General features: G+C 65.1%; 16 protein-coding genes. 9 read left to right on the top strand and 7 right to left on the bottom strand.

Annotated features, from left to right (window positions below; genetic code table 11):
- Positions 1-89: 89 nt before the first annotated feature.
- Positions 90-1,574, bottom strand: coding sequence for an AMP nucleosidase (locus EOJ32_RS02350; RefSeq protein WP_045982293.1), 1,485 nt, complete (start codon positions 1,572-1,574; stop codon positions 90-92).
- A gap of 94 nt (positions 1,575-1,668) precedes the next feature.
- Between EOJ32_RS02350 and EOJ32_RS02345 the strand changes: the two genes are divergently transcribed.
- Genes EOJ32_RS02345 through EOJ32_RS02335 form a run of 3 tightly spaced genes read left to right on the top strand, consistent with a single transcriptional unit; the run spans position 1,669 to position 4,760 of the window.
- Positions 1,669-2,520, top strand: coding sequence for an SDR family oxidoreductase (locus EOJ32_RS02345; RefSeq protein ID WP_045982292.1), 852 nt, complete (start codon positions 1,669-1,671; stop codon positions 2,518-2,520).
- 49 nt (positions 2,521-2,569) lie between these two features.
- On the top strand, positions 2,570-3,793 hold the full coding sequence (locus EOJ32_RS02340; RefSeq protein WP_127897562.1) for a UbiH/UbiF/VisC/COQ6 family ubiquinone biosynthesis hydroxylase: 1,224 nt from the start codon (positions 2,570-2,572) through the stop codon (positions 3,791-3,793).
- A gap of 55 nt (positions 3,794-3,848) precedes the next feature.
- Positions 3,849-4,760, top strand: coding sequence for a glutaminase (locus tag EOJ32_RS02335; RefSeq protein WP_127897561.1), 912 nt, complete (start codon positions 3,849-3,851; stop codon positions 4,758-4,760).
- A gap of 4 nt (positions 4,761-4,764) precedes the next feature.
- On the opposite strand, the gene EOJ32_RS02330 is transcribed toward EOJ32_RS02335, so the two are convergent.
- Positions 4,765-6,186, bottom strand: a complete 1,422-nt coding sequence (locus EOJ32_RS02330) for a UdgX family uracil-DNA binding protein (protein ID WP_127897560.1) — start codon at positions 6,184-6,186, stop codon at positions 4,765-4,767.
- Positions 6,183-7,418: a putative DNA modification/repair radical SAM protein gene (locus EOJ32_RS02325; RefSeq protein ID WP_127897559.1), complete on the bottom strand. Its 1,236-nt coding sequence runs from the start codon at positions 7,416-7,418 to the stop codon at positions 6,183-6,185. The genes EOJ32_RS02330 and EOJ32_RS02325 overlap by 4 nt, the downstream gene beginning before the upstream one ends.
- Before the next feature lie 151 nt (positions 7,419-7,569).
- Here EOJ32_RS02325 and EOJ32_RS02320 point away from each other — a divergent pair, with 151 nt between their 5' ends.
- From EOJ32_RS02320 to EOJ32_RS02310, 3 genes are all read left to right on the top strand, one after another.
- Positions 7,570-8,160 (top strand): outer-membrane lipoprotein carrier protein LolA, encoded by a 591-nt coding sequence (locus tag EOJ32_RS02320; RefSeq protein WP_127897558.1) that lies wholly within the window; start codon positions 7,570-7,572, stop codon positions 8,158-8,160.
- Between the two features lie 90 nt (positions 8,161-8,250).
- The gene (locus EOJ32_RS02315; protein ID WP_127897557.1) at positions 8,251-9,492 is read left to right on the top strand and encodes an MFS transporter; all 1,242 of its coding nucleotides are present in this window, start codon (positions 8,251-8,253) and stop codon (positions 9,490-9,492) included.
- A gap of 84 nt (positions 9,493-9,576) precedes the next feature.
- Positions 9,577-10,251 carry a 5'-nucleotidase, lipoprotein e(P4) family gene (locus EOJ32_RS02310; protein WP_164871377.1) on the top strand — a complete coding sequence of 225 codons (675 nt, stop codon included), beginning with the start codon at positions 9,577-9,579 and terminating at the stop codon, positions 10,249-10,251.
- Here EOJ32_RS02310 and EOJ32_RS02305 read toward each other — a convergent pair.
- The 4 genes from EOJ32_RS02305 to EOJ32_RS02290 form a co-directional block, all read right to left on the bottom strand.
- Entirely contained in the window at positions 10,248-11,678 is a 1,431-nt protein-coding gene (locus EOJ32_RS02305) for a sulfotransferase family protein (RefSeq protein ID WP_127897555.1), read from the bottom strand. The genes EOJ32_RS02310 and EOJ32_RS02305 overlap by 4 nt on opposite strands.
- Before the next feature lie 139 nt (positions 11,679-11,817).
- Positions 11,818-12,867: a hypothetical protein gene (locus EOJ32_RS02300; RefSeq protein ID WP_127897554.1), complete on the bottom strand. Its 1,050-nt coding sequence runs from the start codon at positions 12,865-12,867 to the stop codon at positions 11,818-11,820.
- 82 nt (positions 12,868-12,949) lie between these two features.
- A complete protein-coding gene (locus tag EOJ32_RS02295) occupies positions 12,950-15,523 on the bottom strand; it encodes a rhamnan synthesis F family protein (RefSeq protein ID WP_240542477.1) in 2,574 nt (857 codons plus the stop codon).
- On the bottom strand, positions 15,524-16,135 hold the full coding sequence (locus tag EOJ32_RS02290) for a hypothetical protein (RefSeq protein ID WP_164871376.1): 612 nt from the start codon (positions 16,133-16,135) through the stop codon (positions 15,524-15,526). It abuts the gene before it with no gap.
- A gap of 79 nt (positions 16,136-16,214) precedes the next feature.
- On the opposite strand from EOJ32_RS02290, the gene EOJ32_RS02285 reads away from it, so the two are divergent.
- The 3 genes from EOJ32_RS02285 to EOJ32_RS02275 all read left to right on the top strand — a co-directional run bounded on the left by EOJ32_RS02285 (position 16,215) and on the right by EOJ32_RS02275 (position 20,023).
- Complete coding sequence (locus EOJ32_RS02285; RefSeq protein WP_127897552.1) at positions 16,215-17,150, top strand: NAD-dependent epimerase/dehydratase family protein; 936 nt, start codon at positions 16,215-16,217, stop codon at positions 17,148-17,150.
- 92 nt (positions 17,151-17,242) lie between these two features.
- Entirely contained in the window at positions 17,243-18,379 is a 1,137-nt protein-coding gene (glf, locus tag EOJ32_RS02280; protein ID WP_127897551.1) for a UDP-galactopyranose mutase, read from the top strand.
- Positions 18,380-20,023 carry a sulfotransferase gene (locus EOJ32_RS02275; RefSeq protein WP_127897550.1) on the top strand — a complete coding sequence of 548 codons (1,644 nt, stop codon included), beginning with the start codon at positions 18,380-18,382 and terminating at the stop codon, positions 20,021-20,023. It begins immediately after the preceding gene.
- Positions 20,024-20,042: the final 19 nt, after the last annotated feature.

Genomic DNA, 20,042 nt, shown 5'->3' with positions numbered 1-20,042 from the left:
TCGCCTGCTACACACGGTTTTGACGGGCAGATCAAGCCTTTTTCGCCCCGCGCGCGAAAACCCGCGTTTGCTGGTGTTTTGCCGCCGCGCTACAGGAACGCCGTCTCGCTGAAGGACCGCAGCTTGCGCGAATGGATGCGCTCCAGCGGCATGTCGCGCAGCTTCTCCATCGCGCGGATGCCGATCAGCAGATGGTTGGCGACCTGAGTGCGATAGAAGTCCGTCGCCATGCCCGGCAGCTTCAGCTCTCCGTGCAGCGGCTTGTCGCTGACGCAGAGCAGCGTGCCGTATGGGACGCGGAACCGGAACCCGTTCGCGGCGATCGTGGCGCTTTCCATGTCCAGCGCGACCGCGCGCGACAGCGACAGGCGGTGGACCGGGCCGGACTGGTCGCGCAGCTCCCAGTTGCGGTTGTCGATGGTGGCGACGGTGCCCGTGCGCATGATGCGCTTCAACTCGTACCCGTCCAGTTGGGTGACCTCGGCCACCGCCTCCTGCAGGGCGACCTGGACCTCGGCCAGGGCCGGGATCGGCACCCAGACGGGCAGGTCGTCGTCCAGCACGTGATCCTCGCGCAGATAGGCGTGGGCCAGGACGAAATCGCCCAGGGACTGGCTGTTCCTCAGGCCCGCGCAATGGCCCACCATCAGCCAGACATGCGGGCGCAGCACCGCGATGTGGTCAGTCGCGGTCTTGGCGTTGGACGGGCCGACGCCGATATTGACCAGCGTGATCCCCTGCCCGTTCGCGCGTTTCAGGTGATAGGTCGGCATCTGCGGCAGCTTGGACAGCGGCACGATCGTGTCGTGGCCGTCGGTGATCTGCTGGTTTCCTGGGGCGACGAAGGCGGTATAGCCGCTGTCCGGATCCGACAGGACGCGGCGGGCAAAGGCCTCGAACTCGTCGACATAGAACTGATAGTTGGTGAACAGGACGAAATTCTGGAAATGCTCGGGCGCGGTCGCCGTGTAATGGGCAAGGCGCGCCAGCGAATAATCCACACGCTGCGCGGTGAACGCCGCCAGGTGCTGGCTGCCGTCGGGCATGGCGCCGGCCACGCCGTTCACGATGTCGTCGTTCATGGTGTTGAGGTCCGGCACGTCAAAGACGTCGCGCAGGCTGAAATCCAGAACGCCCTCCTGCGGGACGGCCAGGTCGCTCTGGGCGGCGACCGCGAAATGGACCGGCATGGGCGTGTCCGACAGGCCGATGGTCACGGGTACCCCGTGATTCTTGATCAGCAGGCCAAGCTGCTCGGTCAGATAATGCTGGAACAGGTCGGGGCGCGTCACCGTGGCCGCATAGACGCCGGGCGCGACCACATGGCCGAAGGACAGGCGGCTGTCGATCTTGCCATGCGTCGGGACGATCAGCCGCACCTCGGGGTAGAAGGCGCGATAGCGCGCGACGGGGGACGTGCCTTCCAGGATGGCGGTGAAATGGCCCAGCAGAAAGCCGGTCGCCTGGTCGTACAGCGCACGCAGATGGGCCACGGCCGCGGCCGCGTCGGTAAAGTCGCGGGGCGCCGCGGCGTCGGGGGTCTGGACCGGCAGAAAGCGGGCGTCTGTCGTCATCGGATCTGTCCTTCTTGCTGCGCCGACCCTGCCAGCGCGGCAGGCGGCAGGCAAGCGTCTGGCGCAGCCACGCGCGCGCCGTTACGGTGCCGTCATGAAGATGCTCGTTTTCGGTCACGGCTACAGCGCCGGCTTCCTGACACCCCTGTTGACCGCCCGCGGCTGGCAGGTCACCGGCACCACCCGCGACGACCCTGACCGCGTCGCGGCCGCAGGCGCCGTGCCCCTGCTGTGGCCCGGGTCGGAGGATGCGCTGCGCACGGCCATCGCCCGGGCCGACGCGATCCTGGTCAGCACCGCGCCCGGACCGGACGGCGACCCTGTTCTGGCCGCGTTCCGCGACGAACTGGCCCGCGCCCGGCCGCGCTGGCTGGGCTATCTGTCCACCACCGGCGTCTATGGCGACCGCGACGGGGGCTGGGTCGACGAGGATTCTGTCCTGGACGGGTCGGGTCCGCGCGGCCAGGCCCGCATCGCCGCCGAAGGCGCATGGCAGGACCTGGCCCGGGCGCATGACCTGCCGCTGCACATCTTTCGGCTGGCGGGAATCTATGGTCCCGGGCGCGGCCCGTTCCAGAAGGTCCGCGACGGCACCGCGCGGCGCATCATCAAGCCCGGTCAGGTCTTCTCGCGCATCCATGTCGAGGATATCGCCCAGGTCCTGCTGGCCTCGATCGACGCGCCCGACCCGATCGGCATCTACAACGTCTGCGACGACGACCCGGCCCCGCCTCAGGACGTGATCGCCCATGCGGCGACCCTGCTGGGCCTGCCCTTGCCGCCCGCGGTGCCCTTCGATCAGGCCGACATGACCCCGATGGCGCGGTCCTTCTATGGCGACAGCAAGCGGGTCCGGAACGACCGGATCAAGCGCGACCTGGGCGTGACACTGCACTATCCGGATTACCGGACCGGGCTGGCCGCCCTGCTGGCCCAGGGCGCGTGAGGCCGCGCGCCGCATTGCCTTTGCCCACGGCCCGTGCAAGCTGCGGGCCATGACACAGGATTTCGACATCGTGGTGGCCGGGGGCGGGCTGAACGGCCCGACCCTGGCCCTGGCCCTGGCCCAGGCCGGGCTGCGCGTGGCCGTGGTCGATCCGCGCCCCGCGCGCGCGCGGTCGGGGGCAGGTTTCGACGGGCGGGCCTATTCGCTGGCCATCGCCTCGGTCCGGGTGCTGCGGGCTCTTGGCCTCTGGGACCGGCTGGCCCCCGACGCCCAGCCCATCCACCAGATCAAGGCGTCCCAAGGCCAGCCCGGAGAGGGCGCGGGCCATTTCTTCCTGCATTTCGACAGCGCCGAGCTGGGCGAAGGCCCGGTGGGCCACATGCTGGAGGACCGCTTCCTGCACGCCGCCCTGACCGACGCGATGGAGGGCGCGGTCACCACCCTGCCCGGCCTGTCCGTCACCGGCCAGGAGGTCGGCCCGGCGGGCGTCACTGCGATCCTGTCTGACGGACAGCGGCTGACAGCCCGGCTGTTGGTCGGTGCGGACGGGCGCGGGTCGGGCGTGGCCACGCGCGCGGGCATCCGGCGCCAAGGCTGGGATTACGGCCAGACCGCGCTGGTCGCGGCCATCGACCATGCCCTGCCTCATCAGGGCATCGCGCATCAGTATTTCATGGCGACCGGGCCGCTGGCGATCCTGCCCCTGCCCGGAAACCGCAGCAACATCGTCTGGTCAGAAACCACCGCGAACGCCGCGGCCATCGCCACTCTGGACGACGCCGCCTTCCTGGCGGTCCTGCGACCGCGCTTTGGCGATTTCCTGGGCGATCTGTCGCTGGCGGGGCCGCGCTTCAGCTATCCACTGTCGCTGTCCCTGGCCGAACGCTATGCCGCCGACCGCGCGGCGCTGGTGGGGGACGCGGCGCATGGGGTCCATCCCATCGCGGGCCAGGGCCTGAACCTGGGCCTGCGCGACGTCGCCGCCCTGGCCGAGGTGCTGGTCGATGCCGCCCGACGCGGCGAGGATATCGGCAGCACGCTGGTGCTGGAGCGGTATCAGGCGTGGCGCAGACCGGATGCGACGACGCTGGCACTGGGCATGGACGGGGTGAACCGACTGTTCGCGACCGACAATCCGGCCGTGGCCGGGCTGCGCGGCGCGGGCATGGGCGTGGTCGATGCACTGCCGGGACTGCGGCGCGGCTTCATGCGGCAGGCGGCGGGGCTGTCCGTGTCGCCGATGCCGCGGATGCTGGCGGGTCAGGCGCTTTAACCTTCCCCGGGCGGCGGTTTCGCGCCATAGGCTCTGCGCAGCATCGGGGGACGCCATGACGCTTGAACGCTTTCTGCAGGACCTGGACCGCGACATCCGCAAGGCTGCCGATTGGGGCAAAGTCGCCGACTATATCCCCGAACTGGCCGGCGTCGCCCCCGATCAGTTCGGCATCGCCGTGGCCCTGGCGGACGGACAGGTGCTGACCGCCGGGCAGGCGGATCGGGGATTTTCCATCCAGTCGGTCAGCAAGGTGTTCGCGCTGGCCTGCGTGCTGGGCCGCATCGGCGAACAGTTGTGGCTGCGCGTGGGGCGCGAGCCGTCGGGCGACCGGTTCGATTCGATCCTGCTCTTGGAACAGGAGAAGGGCCGGCCCCGGAACCCGTTCATCAACGCGGGCGCCATCGTGGTCACCGACCAGCTGCTGACCGGACGCAGCCCCCAGCAGACCCTGGCCGAGATCCTGGGCTTCGTGCGCGCGGCGGCGGAGGATGACGACATCCACATCGACAAGGCCGTCGCCCGGTCCGAGGCCCGCACCGGATACCGCAACGCGGCGCTGGCGCATTACCTGCGCAGCTTCGGCAATCTGCGCAATCCGCCGGATCATGTCATCGGCACCTATGTCCACCAATGCGCGATCGAGATGTCCTGCATCCAGCTGGCCCGCGCGGGCCGGGTGATCGCCGTGCTGGACTGCGCGCCGCCCCTGCTGGCCCCGGTGAAACAGCGGCGCATCAACGCGCTGATGATGACCTGCGGGCAATATGACGGGTCGGGCAATTTCGCCTTCCGCGTGGGCATGCCTGCGAAATCGGGCGTGGGGGGTGGGCTGCTGGTCATCGCGCCGGGCAAGGCGTCGATCGCGATCTGGTCGCCGGGTCTGGACGGATGGGGCAATTCGCAGATGGGCACGCTGGCCGCCGAACGGCTGGCCGAATTCACCGGCTGGTCGGTCTTCGGCTGACGCCTCAGGCCACCATCTGCACGGCCTGCGCCAGATCGGCGCGCAGTTCGGCCAAGGCCGCAGGCGCGCGGTCAGGCGGCAGGCGCAGGATCAGGCTGGGATGCCAGGTGATCAGGACAGGGCCGCCGTCGCGTGCCGGTTCGACTAGACCGCGGCGCGGCGTCAGCGGCTTGCGGTTGCCGGTCAGCGCGAAGGCCGCCGTCGCCCCCATGGCCACGGTCAGGCGCGGCGCGACCATGCGGCGTTCCAGGTCCAACCACCAGCGGCACTGATCGACATGGTCGCGGTCGGGCGTCTGGTGCAGGCGGCGCTTGCCGCGCGGCGTGAAACGGAAATGCTTGACCGCATTGGTCAGCCAGGCCCGGTCGGGGGCCAGCCCGGCCTCGGCCATGGTCCGGTGCAGAAGCTGGCCCGCGGGGCCCACGAAGGGCAGGCCCGCCAGATCCTCCTGATCGCCCGGCGCCTCGCCCACCAGCATCAGGTGGGCGGCAGGATCACCCTGCCCCCAGACGGTTTGGGTGGCCGCATGACACAGCTCGCACCGGGTGCAGCGGGCGGCCTGGGACGCGGCCTGTTCCAGCGAGTCGGGGATGCTGTCGTCGGGCTGCTGGCGCAGGCGGGCGGTGATCTTGGGCGCGAAGGCCGGCGCATCGGTCGCACCCGCGTCGCGCATGGCCTGAACCCGGCGCGGCGCATCGGCCAGCATGTCGGGGATCAGCCGGGTTTCGGGCAGGTTCTTCCAGTATTTCTTGGGCATCTCGGACCGCATTGCATTGGTCTTGATGCGCGCGGGGTTGAAGATGTTGGCGAAATAGGTCTGCCACAGGTCATGGCTTGCATCGTCGGGCAGATCGGGGCGCGGGGCCGGGTCGTCATAGGCGATGGTGTCGCCGTCGAACCGGGCAGTGCCTTCGGGCGTGGCGATCAGCCAGTCCATGTCGGCGAACCGCTTGGCAAAGAACGGCGTCCCTGCCTCCAGGATCGGGTGTTCGGGTTCGAACCACGCACCAAAGGCCCGGCGCGGCCCGTCCGAGGGCAGTTCGTGAAACCGGACAAAGGCGTGCATCTTGTGGATGTCGCGGCGCACCGATTTCGCCATGCGCGACAGGCGGTCCATCATTGGATCGGCGGGATTGGACAGAAAGCGCCGATCGCCCTGCGCCCGCATCAGTGTCCCGTACAGCAGCGACCAGCGCTCCGGGTCCGAATGGCTGGCGACCTGACGGGCCAGCTGCAGGAACTCCTGCGTGGAGATCACCGGATGATCGCCCGGCGGCGGGGCCGGGTCGGCGCCGAACAGGTCGGGGGGCGTGTCAGGGTCGGCCCATGTCACGCCCTCCATCGGGACGCGTGCGCTGGCCAGATCGCGGGCGGCCTGACGCCAGGCGTCAAAGCGTCCGAACCGCGGCAGCGTGACCCGGATCATCCGAACAGGGACAGCTGTTCAGGCGGCGGCGCAAAGCGCGCACGCAGGCCGGCGCTGTCGGTCAGTGCGCCCGGCGTCCAGTCGGGCAGCGTGACGAAGGGCTGGGCCTTGGACATGATCGCGCCCATGCGCAGCAGGTCCGCGTATCGCAGCACGCCGTTCCGACGCGCGGTCAGGATGCGGCCCACGGTCTTGGTGCCGAAGCCCGGCACGCGCAGCAGCATCTCGCGCGGGGCGCGGGCGACATCGACGGGGAACTGTGCCCGATTGGCCAGCGCCCAGGCCAGCTTGGGGTCGATCGCCAGGTCTAGGTTGCCCGACGGATGCGCCGACCCGATCTCTGTCGCGTCAAAGCCGTAAAAGCGCATCAGCCAGTCGGCCTGATACAGGCGATGTTCGCGCATCAGGGGCGGCTTGATCAGCGGCAGCATGGCGGACGCGTCGGGGATCGGGCTGAAGGCCGAGTAATAGACACGCTTCAGCTGATACCCCGAATAGAGATTGGCCGAGGTGTTCAGGATGTCGACGTCGGTGGCCTGATCCGCGCCGACGATCATCTGCGTGGACTGCCCGGCGGGGGCGAAGCGCGGCGGGCGCTTGCCCGTATGGCTGCGGTCCTTGGCGGCCTCGCGGCCAAGGCGCACGTCGGCCATGGTCGCACGGATCGTCTCGGGGCGTTTTTCTGGAGCAAGGTGGCGCAGGCTGGCATCCTGGGGCAGTTCCACATTCACCGACAGGCGGTCCGCGAACAGCCCCGCCTGCGCCACCAGGTCGGGCGAGGCGTCGGGGATCGTCTTGAGGTGGATGTATCCCTTGAACCCGTGTTCGATCCGCAGCATCCGCGCGATGCGGACCATGTCGCCCATCGTCTGGTCCGGGCTGCGGATGATGCCCGACGACAGGAACAGCCCCTCGATCATGTTGCGGCGATAGAATTCCAGCGTCAGCCGGACCACCTCCTCCGGAGAGAACCGGGCACGTTCGACATTGCTGCTGACGCGGTTGATGCAATAGACGCAATCATAGATGCAGAAATTCGTCATCAGGATCTTCAGCAGGCTGATGCAGCGCCCGTCCGGCGTATAGGCATGACAGATCCCCGTGCCGCCGGCGGAGCCGATGCCCCCCGACCGCGAATCGCGTCGCGTCGTTCCGCTGGACGCACAGGAGGCGTCGTATTTCGCGGCGTCCGACAGGATCGCCAGCTTGTCCTGCAAGGTGCGCTGTGCCATGCCGGGAAAGATATGTTCCCCATGCGTTCTTCGCAAGGCATCGGGCATGAAACAAATGATGCGGAACCGTCACGGACGCGCGATGGTTGGCTGCGCGTTCATCCGCCAGACGTGATGTGCATCGCAACAGCGAAAGGATATGATCGGGACCATGAACATACGCACCCTCGCCCTTGCGCCCGCCCTTCTTTTCGCCATGGCCTTTCCGGCCTTGGCCGAACGTATCCCGCTGTCCGAGATCTCGCGCTATCTCAACAGCCTGACCACGGTCACGTCCGAGTTCACGCAGATCAACCCGGATGGCACGGTATCGACGGGGACCGTCTATATCCAGCGTCCCGGCCGGGTGCGGTTCGAATACGACAACGACCCGACGCTGGTTCTGGCATCGGGCGGCAACGTGGCGATCTTCGACGGCAAGTCGAACGGCGGCCCGCAGCAGTATCCCCTGTCCCAGACGCCGCTGTCGATCATCCTGGATGCCAACGTGAACCTGGGCCGCCAAGGCATGGTCACCGGTCACAGCGAACAGAACAACGGCACCGTCGTCACCGCGCAGGACCCGCAGCGGCCGCAGAACGGCACCATCCAGATGGTGTTCACCGCACCAACCGAGCTGCGCCAGTGGGTCGTGACAGACGATACCGGCCAGAAGACCACCGTGATCCTTGGAGAGATGTCAAAGGGCGGAACGATCCCCGCCTCGCGCTTCTCGATCCAGTCCGAGGTGCAGCGCCGCTGACCGGCGGCGATTGCATCCTGACAATTGCGTGATTGACGCGCCCCCATGCCGGGGGCAACGCTGCGGCCGACCCCATCCAAGGCCGCAGCCATGCCCCATTCCCGCATCCTGACACCCGTGCTGATCGGCGGATCGCTGATCTTGCTGATCAACTTTGCACTGCGCGCCAGCTTTGGCGTGTTCCAGATTCCCATCGCACAGGATTTCGGCTGGCCGCGGGCCGAGTTCTCGCTGGCCATCGCGATCCAGAACCTGGCTTGGGGCATCGGCCAGCCGATCTTCGGCGCGATGGCGGAACGATGGGGCGACCGGTGGGCGATCATCGTCGGTGCGATCCTCTACAGCTCCGGCCTGATTCTGACCGCCTTCGCCACGACCCCGGCCAGCATCCAGCTGCTGGAGATCATCGTGGGCTTTGGCATCGCGGGCACCGGGTTCGGGGTAATCCTGGCCGTGGTCGGCCGGGCCGCCAGCGACGACAACCGCAGCCTGGCCCTGGGCATCGCCACCGCCGCCGGATCGGCGGGACAGGTCTTCGGCGCACCCCTGGCCGAAGGGCTGCTGGCCTTCTATCCGTGGCAGTCGGTCTTCATCATCTTCGGCGTGATCGTCCTGTCGACGATGCTGTTCCTGCCGATGCTGGGCGACGGCAGGCCCGCGACCCCATCGCAGCTGGAGGACAGCATGGGCACCGTTCTGCGGCGCGCGTTCCGCGACCCGTCCTTCATGATGATCTTTGCGGGGTTCTTCTCTTGCGGCTATCAGCTGGGCTTCATTACCGCGCATTTCCCCGCGATGATCACCGAGATGTGCGGCCCCATCGACCCTGCCGGCATGCTGGCGGGCCTGGGCATCACCACCACGTCGGCGCTTGGGGCGATCGCCATCTCGTTGATCGGGCTGGCGAATATCGGCGGGGCGATCCTCGCGGGATATCTGGGCAAGCGCTATACCAAGAAATACCTGCTGGCGGGCATCTACACGCTGCGCACCATCGCCGCCGCGGCCTTCATCCTGACGCCGATGACGCCTGCCACGGTGGTCGTGTTCTCGCTGGTCATGGGGGGGCTGTGGCTGGCCACGGTGCCGCTGACCTCGGGTCTGGTCGCCTATATCTATGGGCTGCGCTACATGGGGACGCTCTACGGGTTCGTGTTCCTGTCCCACCAGCTTGGATCGTTCATGGGGGTCTGGCTGGGGGGCAAGCTGTACGACGCGTCGGGCGACTATTTCCTGGTCTGGTGGATCGGCGTGGGCATCGGGGCCTTCAGCGCCCTGATCCACCTGCCCGTCCGCGAGGCGCCCTATCGCATCCCCGCGCCCGCCATCTGACCACGCGGCGCGGACCACCGGACCGTCATTTGACCCGGCGGCGCGCGCGGCCTAGCTATGTTGCGCGCGACCAAAGGACAGATCATGCAGCCCACCCGCACGCCTCACGACCACGCCGTTGCCGTCCGCTATCAGCAGGCCTCGGCCGAGGTGCGCGCCCTGCAGCGGCAATGCTATGCGCTGGCGACCCTGCGCCTGCGTGCCGCCGTTGACCAGGCAGGCGGCGGCGCCGGACTGGCGATCCTCAGCGACATCGACGAGACGATCCTGGACAACAGCGCCGTCATGGCGGCCGCGATGCACAACAAGGGGATGTTCCAGAACATCGACACCTGGCTGCTGTGGGAGCGCGAGGGCAATCCCCACCTGATCCCCGGCGCGGCCGAGTTCTTTGCGCTGGCCGACGACCTGGGCGTCACGATCTTCTACGTCTCGGACCGGTTCGAGGAGAACAAGCTGGCCACCATCGCGACCCTGTCGCGTCTCGGCCTACCGCAGGTCTGCGCCGAACAGGTCCTGCTGTTCGGTCCGCCCAAGGCCGCCCGCCGCGCGCAGGTCGAGGACGGGCACCGTATCGTGCTGCAGCTGGGCGACACGCTGCACGATTTCCATGGCGCCTTCGCCGGCGCCGCGCTGGAGGATCAGCACCGCCTGACCGAAGACCACGCCGACCGCTTCGGCCAGGACTGGATCGTCTTTCCCAACGCCGCCCATGGCACCTGGATGGAGGCCGAGCTGCGCCCCTGGGAGCGCGACTAGGGCCGCAGCCGCCGCGCCACACGCGACACCGCCCGCAGCGGCGCCGTCACGCGCCACGAGGTGCTGGCCAGCAGCTCCGCCTCGCGGGTCGCACCCCAGCGCTGCGCGGCATCGCGTTCGGCACGGGCCGTGGCCAGGTCCTCGCGCAGCCGCGCGCCTTCGGCGGCCATCGCCTCGGCTTCGGCGTTCAGGCGGTCGCGCTCCCTGCGGCGTTCGGCCGTGACACGCTCCACGCGTTCGGCAAGGTCGTCCAGCCGGTCCGCCATGGCGTTCGGGTCGTCCAGTGCGATGGCCAGCCGCAGGCGCTCCTGCATCTCGCGTTCGCGCTGTTCGGTCAGCTGTCGCAACTGGACCGACGCGACGTGCTGGCGCCGCTCCATGACCTCAAGACGCTCTGCCTGTTCGGCGATCTGGGCGTCACGGCGGTCGGCCTCCTGCCCGGCACGGCTCAGCTCCCGGCGCGCCTGGGTCAGGTCCGCCGTCAGGCTTTCGACCCGGCCCGACAGATGTGCCACCTGACGGGCACGATGCACGGTCCGCAGGGCCAATCCGTCGAACAGCGGCCCGCTGGCATCCAGCGCCGACCGCAGGCGATCAAGGCGATCGTGATCCTGCGACGATTCTCCCTCATCGACCCATGCGCCCAGGACCTGCTGCAGCTCTGCCGCCACCGGCGGCAGGGGCTGGCCGTCGGGACCGGTCGCCGAGGCGCCGCGGAAATGCTGCAGGTCACGGCTGAGGAAATCGTCCACCGCGGCGCCGGCCTGATCCGGACCCCGCGGCCAGTCCAGGTCCAGCGCGTCGGCGATATGGCGGGCCACGGCGCGCCAGTCGTCCATCAGCGCCTCGAAGCTGGTGAAGCAGCGCGGCAGTGCGCGGCTGTCGGCCTCGGCGTCCAGGACGTGGCGCGACCACAGCACCAGCCCGAACTCGGGCTCGTACTCCGCCCACCGGGCCAGCGACGCGGCGACGTCCCACGCGGCACGGTGCGTGTGCACGATCCGGACCTGCGCACCGAAGCGGTCCAACGCGGCAGTCCAGAACGGCAGCAGGCGGCAGATCCGCGGGTCTTTCATGACGAACAGCGCCGCATCGCCGTAATCCGCCCGCAGCACCTCGACGGCCTCGTCCAGCAGGATGGCCGCCTCGGGGGTGTCGAACCATGCGGCGGGAAAGCGGCGCGGGTCCCACCAGGTGAAGCCAGCCTGCGCCAGCAGACGGTCGTTCAGCCCAGTGATGCGGTTCGATTCGAAGAACCCCTTGGCGTTCATGTCCGAGGGCGCCATCAGGTCCTGCGGCAGCGCCGCACCCAGATGCCCCAGCACACCCGCCAACGCCGAGGTTCCCGACCTGTGCATGCCCAGCACGATCAGGGCGGTTCTGACCGGCGGCACGGTCAGGTCGGTCTGCGGGCTGGTCGAGGTCATCTGATGCGTCTCCGGTCGGGGTCAGAGGCAGCGCGCCCCTCCTCCCAAAGGGGGTCGGTCTGCCTGGCGGGCAGGGACCGACTGTCTGCGTGACGGTCTCCTGCCCATCGCAAATGCCTGCAAAGCGTTCAAGAGAAAGTTACTTCCCCTTGGCCTTGTGTGAAGCCTCAAGCGTCGCAACCCGAGCGCGTAGCGCTATCAGTTCATCATTCAGGCCGAAGACAAGACGCAAAAGATATTGGTCCATTGCCCAAGGCGTGGGATGCTCAACTGGCCGGGGAGGCGTAGTGAAGTCCAGTTCTGGCTGCCCGTTTCGTGCGAGATGCTCGTTCAAGGTTGCGATATCATCTCTGCGATCATCCAAAAGCGTCTTCAATGCATCCTGACTGGGAAACAACTTGTCGATGGTCGACAAAGGTTGTTCAGTCCCAGCATCACGCCGAAGAAGATTAGCCACCTTGTCGTACTCTGAGGGGCGCATTGAAATGGGATGCTTGCTGTTGAAAACAGCCTGCGCCGCAATCTCTACTGCAGACGGAGATACGTTCTCATTAATAGGCCGTACCCCTGCGATTTGATTATTAACCAGAAAATGTTCGACAACATCGCCTATGGCGTCGAAGTTGAACACCTTCACCTTGTCGGAAAAAGCATCGTGCCACGGCTTTATGTCGTCAGCAAACCGTATCGATCGTCCTCCGAAAACCGGCATCCAGCTCTCGAAATCACGAACCCTGCCGTCGTATGACTTATGCTTTAGGCCCCACTGCGAATAGGCGCTGATCGCCCACTTGTCGTGACGGCGGACGTAGCATTGTATTTCGATCTCGTGCCCACTCTCGGCGATCTTCTGCAACGCCGGGAGCACCATCCCCGAGCGGGGTGCCAGCCATTCGTTGCTCCAAATCGCCTTGGTGACGCCGTCACGATCGCATTGTGACAGCGCCTCCGACAAAGCGGCGAACATCTCGCCGTTAGCGGTGAGAGGATCGCGGGCATTGGCGAAGAAGATGTCAGAGCCAGACCGCTTCTGCCAATCATGACGGTTCAACCCTCCACCATGCTCCAGCATAAGTCCAAGATAGGCTATTCCCTGATCAGCAAGAATATCGCGCCCTGAAAGAAGGGTCTCTTGGATGGAACTGGACCCAGTTTTGCCGTGACCAATATGAACGATCAGCTTGACCATGACGTCTCCTGCTTAAGTGTGGTCCAAGGCTTGTCCGCAGATCCCACACACATATTCGTTTGAACGAAGGCGCGGCGCCGGGTCAGACCCGATCCTCATCATCCTTATGCAGGAACACCGAATCCAGCCCCATCCGCGCGGCGATGGCGGGCCACAGGCGCTCGATCAGGTGGTACTCGGTGCCGTCGGTCGGGATCGGTTCATTGGGCCAGGGGTGGTCCTCTCCGAACAGGTCCAGCATCTGCCGGGCGACATCGGCTTTGGTCCAGAACATGTTGCCCACCGGGAACAGCAGCGGGTTCTGCGGCATCGGTCCCGGAAAGCGGTCCGCGATGCCCGCCAGCAGACGCCGCGAATCGTCCCAGGGCACGAAATGCGGCTCGAACGGCGCGACCAGGCCCACGTCGGGGTCGGCGATCCGGCGGACGGCCCAGGACAGCATGTTCTGGTCGCCCAGCAGGATGCGATGCAGGAAACGCCGCCAGACATCGCCGTGCGAGGTCGTCTGGACCGACTTCTTCTGATGCAGGTGGCACCAGATGCGATCGTCGCCCGCCAGGCCGTCGCGCCCGAACAGCCGCAGGAAGGGCAGGATGTCCCGGCCCTGGTTGGGCACCAGCTGCGTCTGGATGGTCAGGCCGCGGTCGGCGCCCATCTGGCGGATCCGGTCGGCCTTGGCCTCGGTATCGGTGGTCACGACGATGCGCGAGGCCCGTGCGAAGGCCGCCTGATCGCGCAGGTCGTCGTCCAGATCGTCGATGTAAAACGCATGGACGTGGATGGCAAAGTCCGTCACCCCGGCGTCGTCCGGCGCGATGGCCCGATACTCCTCCAGGCGCAGGCGGCGGTGCACCCAGTTGTCGGATGCGGCGACGGTCGTGCGCGCGTCGTCCACGTCGCGCCACAGCAACCGGCGGCCATAGCGGAACAGCTTCTCGCGTTCCTGCCGGCGCAGGGGGCGGTCGGCCTCGGACTTGGTGAACAGCAGCGGGATGTCGATCCGGCTTTCGCCGAGGACGAAGTTGCGCTGCTGCACCAGGCGGTCGTGCAGGGCGCTGCGCATGCGGTGGAACAGTCGCGGCCCATCGTCATCGGCGGCGGGCAGGTCCTGGTCCGGCGTTCCCGTCTTGCGGGGCAGCGCCAGCAGGGCCCGGACCGCGGCGGCCGGGTCGGCATAGGGGGTGCGCGTGATCCGGTCGGATCCGCGATACCGGTCGTCGGCAAAGCCCGTGGCTCCGTCGAAGCAGACCATCGTCTGGCCGCGCCGCAACGCGTCGAAGACCACGTTCGGCAGCGGGTCCAACCGCGAGGACAGGAACATCGAATCCGCGGCGTCCATCACGTCTAGATACAGCGGCCCCGCCGGCAGCATGAACAGGTTGCCGTCCGGCCGGTTCGCGCCGACCTGGCGGAGGTGATAGTCGAACCAGACGCCGAACCCCATGTCCTGGTGGTTCCGGCCGTCGCCGATCCAGACGAACACGGTGTCGGGGTCCGCATCGGCGCAGATCTGCGCCGCCTGCACGAAGATGTCGGTGCCCTTGCGCCACTGGACGTGGCCCGCGCCGCAGACGATGCGCGCATCTGCCAGATCACGGCCCAGGGCCGCGGAAATCCTGCGCCGCGCCTCGACCCGGCGCCGTTCGGTGACCTGCCCGTCGATCAGCGGGTGCTGGGGAATGATGGTGCTGTCAGTCGCGGTGTCGAAGTCGACATCCGCAAGGCGCCCCTGCCAGCTGTCGCGGACATGTTCGGAGGAGAAGATCAGCAGATCCGCAAAGGCCGCCATGTACAGGGACTTCCATGACGGGAACGTATAGTCCGAATATTCATGGATATAGGCTGCGAACGGCACCTGCTGTGCGACCAGCGGATGGATGAACGGCGCGCATTCGACGGAATTAAGTATCGCATGGTCGATCCGGCGGAACACGTCGGCGTTCAGGTAGGGCATCTCGCGCAGCGGGTTCTGGGTCACCAGCGCGCCGCAGCAGTGGGGCAGGAACTGGTCCAGCAGGTCCCCGCCGCGCAGGGCGGCCACCGCGACGTTGTGGGTCCGGCTTGCCTCGCGGACAAGATCGCGTCCGACGACGGGCGCGCCGGTGCGCGACATCTCGTGGACGCAGATCAGGACGGTGGGCAGTTCGGGCCGGAACACCTGCTGGCCCCGGTGCAGCCCCTTGCGCAGATCCGCAAGGGTGCGGCGCCCACCCTCGACCGATCCGAAGCGCAGATAATGCATCAACGGGTTCATCCCCGCCGCCTCGATGTCGGGATACCATTCCAGATAGGCCGACATCGAAAAGTCCGAGATGGCCGCATCGACCGGAGCGCCCAGCAGGATCGCCTCGAACGCCAAGTGCAGCGCCTCGGGATGCCCGGCGTCGATCGCCGCGCGAATGCCCGGGTCCGTGACCAGCCTGTCCAGGGCACCGTCGATATGGGGCGCCTGTCGGCGCAGGAGACTGTAATATGTACCGTTGCGGCCTTCGGCCTTTCCGCAGTCGACGAAATGGCGCAGCAGCGCGGCATCGTCACCGTCGATCTCGGGATAGGTGCGGGCGTAGAATGCCGGGTCGAAGCGAAAATCAGGGCGTCGGTCCGCGATCCCGGCGCGACTGGCAATGGCCATCCAGATGTCGTTCAGTTGTGGCATTCAGGCTCCTGCAAAGGCGGCGGCAAGAAAGGCAAAGCGCCGGTCGTCCGACATCGACCGGCCACAGAGATCGCGTGACAGCGACATCAGCAGCGGACTGCTGGCGATGATCGGCGCAAGGCGGAATGCGGTCACGGTTCCGTCCGCCTGCGCCGACCAGGCGACGGGGGCATCGCCGGAAAAGGCAGTCTGTTCGTCCTGCGGTTGACGATAGCGCAGGGCGCACAGATGTTCGGCAAGAAGCCGCTGACAGAGGCAGGCGCAGTCGGCCAACACCTGAAAGGCAGATGGCCGGGGGGTCAGGTGGGTAAAGCGCAGAACGGTCCCGCCGACCCGACCCGGCCCGGGGTGCAAGGCGGTGGCATCGAATGCCCCCACCGGCCCGGCAAGCACAAGGAAGTCGTTTTCTTTCAAAAGCTCGGCAGACAATGCCTGTGCCTGCTGGCTTGCCTTCGCGTGTAGGATCAACACTGTGCCTGCTCCCTCGGGGTGACCTGTTCCGCCGACGCGGTGCTGTCCAAAGACCCGGATTGCGGTGACCGTACAGGGCTTATGGCCAGCCCTGCAGTTGTTTGCAATGCAGCATGTTTCCGGTATGGGTGATCGTGCCAAGGCCACGTTGCGCCGCGCATGTCAGTCACGATCAGCCCGCGTTTCGACGGAATACCGCGACAATTACGGATTATCATTCATGAACCGAACCCTAGTGATCGGCGGCTGCGGCTTCATCGGATCTCATATCGTCGACGCGCTTGTCGCCCGCGGACACAACGTCCGCGTGCTGGACATGAAACCCGAAGCCTTCCGCCCCCCCCTGCCCGGGGTGGAATACGTCAAGGGCAGCTTCTCATCCGAGGATGTCCTGAAGGTTGCCCTGCGCGATGTCGATTCAGTGATCCACAGCGCCAGCACGACGGTGCCCGCGACTTCCAACCTGAACCCGTGCGCCGACATCGAGGGCAACCTGATTGCGACCGTCCGGCTGCTGCACGCGATGCGGGCCCGCAACATTCACAAGCTGGTGTTCCTGTCGTCGGGCGGCACCGTCTATGGCGTGCCCCAGTGCGAGGAGGTGCCCGAAAGCCACCCCCTGCAGCCGATCAGTTCCTACGGGATCGTCAAGGTCGCCATCGAGAACTATCTGCACATGGAGCGCAAGCTGCATGGGCTGGATTTCGTCGCCTTGCGGGCCTCGAATCCCTATGGCCCGCGCCAGGGTCATGCCGGCCTGCAGGGCATCATCGGCACCTATCTGTGGAAGATAGCCCGCGGCGAACAGATCGAGGTATGGGGCGACGGCAGCGTCATCCGCGACTTCATCGACGTCCGCGACATTGCGGCGCTGTCGGCGATCGCCCTGGAATCGCCGATCAACGGTTGCTTCAATGCCGGTTCGGGCGAAGGCGCGTCGGTCAAGCGCATCGTCGAGCTGACGGCACAGATCACCGGGCGGGATCTGTCGCCGCTCTATCGACCCGGCCGCGGCTTCGACGTGCCCAGGATCATCCTGGACATCGCGCGCATTCGAAAGGCGGTCGGATGGAACCCCACCATCCCGCTGGAGCAGGGCATGCGCGACAGCTGGGACTGGATCTGTCAGCAGCAGCAGGTTTCAGCCGTCGCCTAGGCGGCGGCCTGTTGGCCTGCCCTTCCCGGCACGCTATAGCATCGGCCAAAGCATGACGGACTGTCGACCATGCACAAAGGCGGGGCGGGGCAATGAGAATTCTTCTGGTGGGTGCGGGACTGTCCGGTGCCGTGATCGGGCGGGAGCTGGCCGAGGCCGGGCATGACTGCCGCATCATCGACGCGCGCCCCCATATCGCCGGCAATTGCCATACCGAACGCGATGCTGACACCGGCGTCATGATGCATGTCTATGGCCCGCACATCTTCCATACCGACGACGAGGGCGTGTGGGATTACGTCAACCGCTTCGCGCGCTTCATGCCGTTCCAGAACCGGGTCAAGACGACCGCGCAGGGCCGGGTCTATTCGCTGCCGGTGAACCTGCTGACGATCAACCAGTTCTTCGGCACCACCCTGCGCCCCGAGGAGGCGCGCGCCTTCATCGAATCCAAGGCCGACACGACCATCACCGATCCGCAGAGCTTCGAGGAGCAGGCCCTGCGGTTCGTGGGCCCGGAACTCTACGAGGCCTTCTTCAAGGGCTACACCGAAAAGCAGTGGGGCTGTTCGCCGACCGAACTGCCGGCGTCGATCCTCAAGCGGCTGCCGGTGCGGTTCAACTATGACGACAACTATTTCTTCCACCGTTTCCAGGGGATGCCGCAGGACGGCTACACCGCAATGGTCGCGGCCATCCTGGACCATCCGCGGATCACGGTCGAACTGGGCACCGAATACAGCGCCGAGATGGCGGCAGAGGCCGATCACGTCTTCTGGTCGGGGCCGCTGGACGGATACTTCGACTATCGCCTTGGCCGCCTTGGCTATCGGACGCTGGATTTCGAACGCTTCAGCCATGACGGCGACTATCAGGGCTGTGCGGTGATGAACTACGGCGACCGCGACGTGCCCTATACCCGCATCACCGAGCACAAGCACTTCAGTCCATGGGAGAGCCACCAGGGGTCCGTCTGTTATCGCGAATACTCCCGCGCGGCAGAGCCGGGCGACACGCCCTATTACCCGATCCGCCTGGTCGAGGAGAAATCCCTGCTGGAGCAGTATGTCGACCTGGCCCACGACACCCCCGGCGTGACCTTCGTGGGCCGCCTCGGCACGTATCGCTATCTGGACATGGACGTGACGATCAGAGAGGCGCTTGACACGGCAAAGAAGTTCACAAACCACGCCGCTGATATGCCGGCTTTTGCTGCAGAGCCCCTATAAATGTTTAGGCATCTTTTTCAACGCAAGGCAAAGAGCACGCCCAGACCACAAGAAGCCTTCGTTCGGGAGCTTGGCGATCATAGGCTTCAGTTTGAACCAGGAAATGAAACTCTAATCGTAAGTTTCGACAACGCCGCACGTCCAGCGCAAGAGCCGTATATTGGTCGACCGACATGGGGAGACAAGTTTTATCGCAGCGAAGGCTTTTCCATCCTTGGTGTTATAGCTCGTCGCGCTATTTGGTATAGAGATCTGAAGATAATAGAAGCGTTAGAGTCGCTCCGAGATGGCGGGTTTTTCGCATCATTTGACAGGGTGATCATGAGCGGAGGATCAATGGGTGGTTTTGCTGCAGCAGCATTTGCACCTCTTGCGCCTAATTCTCTTGTTATTGCGTTCAGTCCGCAGAGCACATTAGATGCAAAAAAAGTTCCGTGGGAGTGGCGATATTCCGAAGGGAAGGCCCAGGATTGGAGCTTGCCTTACAGTGAAGCCGCTGAAGGAGTTGCTTATGCTAGGCACTGTTACGTAGTGTATGATGGACTTGATCGACCGGATAGGCGGCACGCACGTCGATTTGGTAACCCGGCGAAAACAACGCACCTCAACCTTCCTGGTGGTGGTCATGGGGTTTCTCCTCTCCTCTCTCAAATGGGGCTGCTAAAGCTAACAACCCAGAAAATGATCGAAATGTCGCTCGATAAAAGCGAATTTCAGATTCTTGCACGAAACCGTAAAGCTGCCGTTCAATATCATCGTGTAATGGCAAATCACGCGATAAAAAGAAAAAAATTTGCATGTGCCCAACAGATATGTGACGCCGCCCTTCCAAAATTTCCTCTATCAGATCTCGCAAACATAAAAGCAAAAGCGATGGCGGCCAGATCAGACGCTGGCGGCAATGCGGCAACCGCTGCGATTTCTCAATCAAACACTGGGAATACAGGGATGACGATATCCAATACTCATAGGCTCAATGCGCGGTTTCCTGCGTTAAAACGCAATATCTTTATTGTCACCTATGGCCGAACCGGATCAACCCTTCTTCAAAGTCTTGTACAAACGCTGCCGGACTGCACAATCCGGGGTGAGAACCATAACGTTATTGAAACAATTTGGAATGCTGCCATGAGGGCGCGAATGACGCGAGGCACTTGGGGGAACGAAGAACGAAAGTCGAATCATCCGTGGTTTGGCGCAGAAAATATTCGTCCTGCGCTATTTGCTGCTGGCATGATCGATTCTATGATCGACAACGTAATCACCCCACCACGGAACGCAAAATATTTTGGATTCAAGGAAATCCGATACAACGCACTTGGCGATAGATTTCCCGACTTACTCGACTTTATGCGCTTTCATTTCAAAGATCCGATTTTCATATTCAATACGCGCAACATTGAAGATGTCGCAAAATCTGCTTGGTGGAAAGATTGGAAGTTACAAGATGTTGAGAAGCTTGTGCGCGACATGGATCAGAGGTTTTCGGAGTATCACGATCGACACAAAGAATGTTCTATCATGATGTCCTATGAAAGATTTTCACAGGATCCAAATGCAATCAAGCCGCTGTTCGACATGCTGCAAGAACCGTTCGATCAACAGAAGATTGCAGATGTGTTGACCACTCGGTTGACCCATTAAAAATCAGTGCTGACGCGCA

Source organism: Paracoccus sp. Arc7-R13, from assembly GCF_004010775.1.
In the GTDB taxonomy this organism is placed as follows: domain Bacteria; phylum Pseudomonadota; class Alphaproteobacteria; order Rhodobacterales; family Rhodobacteraceae; genus Paracoccus; species Paracoccus marcusii.
Note: the sequence above shows the minus strand (reverse complement) of the source record. Positions and strands in the feature narration are given on the sequence as shown.

Excerpts from the sequence above, each read along its gene's own strand:
- EOJ32_RS02350 (WP_045982293.1), bottom strand. The coding sequence starts at position 1,574 with ATGACGACAGACGCCCGCTTTCTGCCGGTCCAGACCCCCGACGCCGCG.
- EOJ32_RS02305 (WP_127897555.1), bottom strand. The coding sequence starts at position 11,678 with ATGACCTCGACCAGCCCGCAGACCGACCTGACCGTGCCGCCGGTCAGA.
- EOJ32_RS02340 (WP_127897562.1), top strand. The coding sequence starts at position 2,570 with ATGACACAGGATTTCGACATCGTGGTGGCCGGGGGCGGGCTGAACGGC.
- EOJ32_RS02310 (WP_164871377.1), top strand. The coding sequence starts at position 9,577 with ATGCAGCCCACCCGCACGCCTCACGACCACGCCGTTGCCGTCCGCTAT.
- EOJ32_RS02295 (WP_240542477.1), bottom strand. The coding sequence starts at position 15,523 with ATGCCACAACTGAACGACATCTGGATGGCCATTGCCAGTCGCGCCGGG.
- EOJ32_RS02330 (WP_127897560.1), bottom strand. The coding sequence starts at position 6,186 with ATGATCCGGGTCACGCTGCCGCGGTTCGGACGCTTTGACGCCTGGCGT.
- EOJ32_RS02335 (WP_127897561.1), top strand. The coding sequence starts at position 3,849 with ATGACGCTTGAACGCTTTCTGCAGGACCTGGACCGCGACATCCGCAAG.
- EOJ32_RS02325 (WP_127897559.1), bottom strand. The coding sequence starts at position 7,418 with ATGGCACAGCGCACCTTGCAGGACAAGCTGGCGATCCTGTCGGACGCC.
- EOJ32_RS02285 (WP_127897552.1), top strand. The coding sequence starts at position 16,215 with ATGAACCGAACCCTAGTGATCGGCGGCTGCGGCTTCATCGGATCTCAT.
- EOJ32_RS02315 (WP_127897557.1), top strand. The coding sequence starts at position 8,251 with ATGCCCCATTCCCGCATCCTGACACCCGTGCTGATCGGCGGATCGCTG.
- EOJ32_RS02345 (WP_045982292.1), top strand. The coding sequence starts at position 1,669 with ATGAAGATGCTCGTTTTCGGTCACGGCTACAGCGCCGGCTTCCTGACA.
- EOJ32_RS02300 (WP_127897554.1), bottom strand. The coding sequence starts at position 12,867 with ATGGTCAAGCTGATCGTTCATATTGGTCACGGCAAAACTGGGTCCAGT.
- glf (WP_127897551.1), top strand. The coding sequence starts at position 17,243 with ATGAGAATTCTTCTGGTGGGTGCGGGACTGTCCGGTGCCGTGATCGGG.
- EOJ32_RS02320 (WP_127897558.1), top strand. The coding sequence starts at position 7,570 with ATGAACATACGCACCCTCGCCCTTGCGCCCGCCCTTCTTTTCGCCATG.
- EOJ32_RS02275 (WP_127897550.1), top strand. The coding sequence starts at position 18,380 with ATGTTTAGGCATCTTTTTCAACGCAAGGCAAAGAGCACGCCCAGACCA.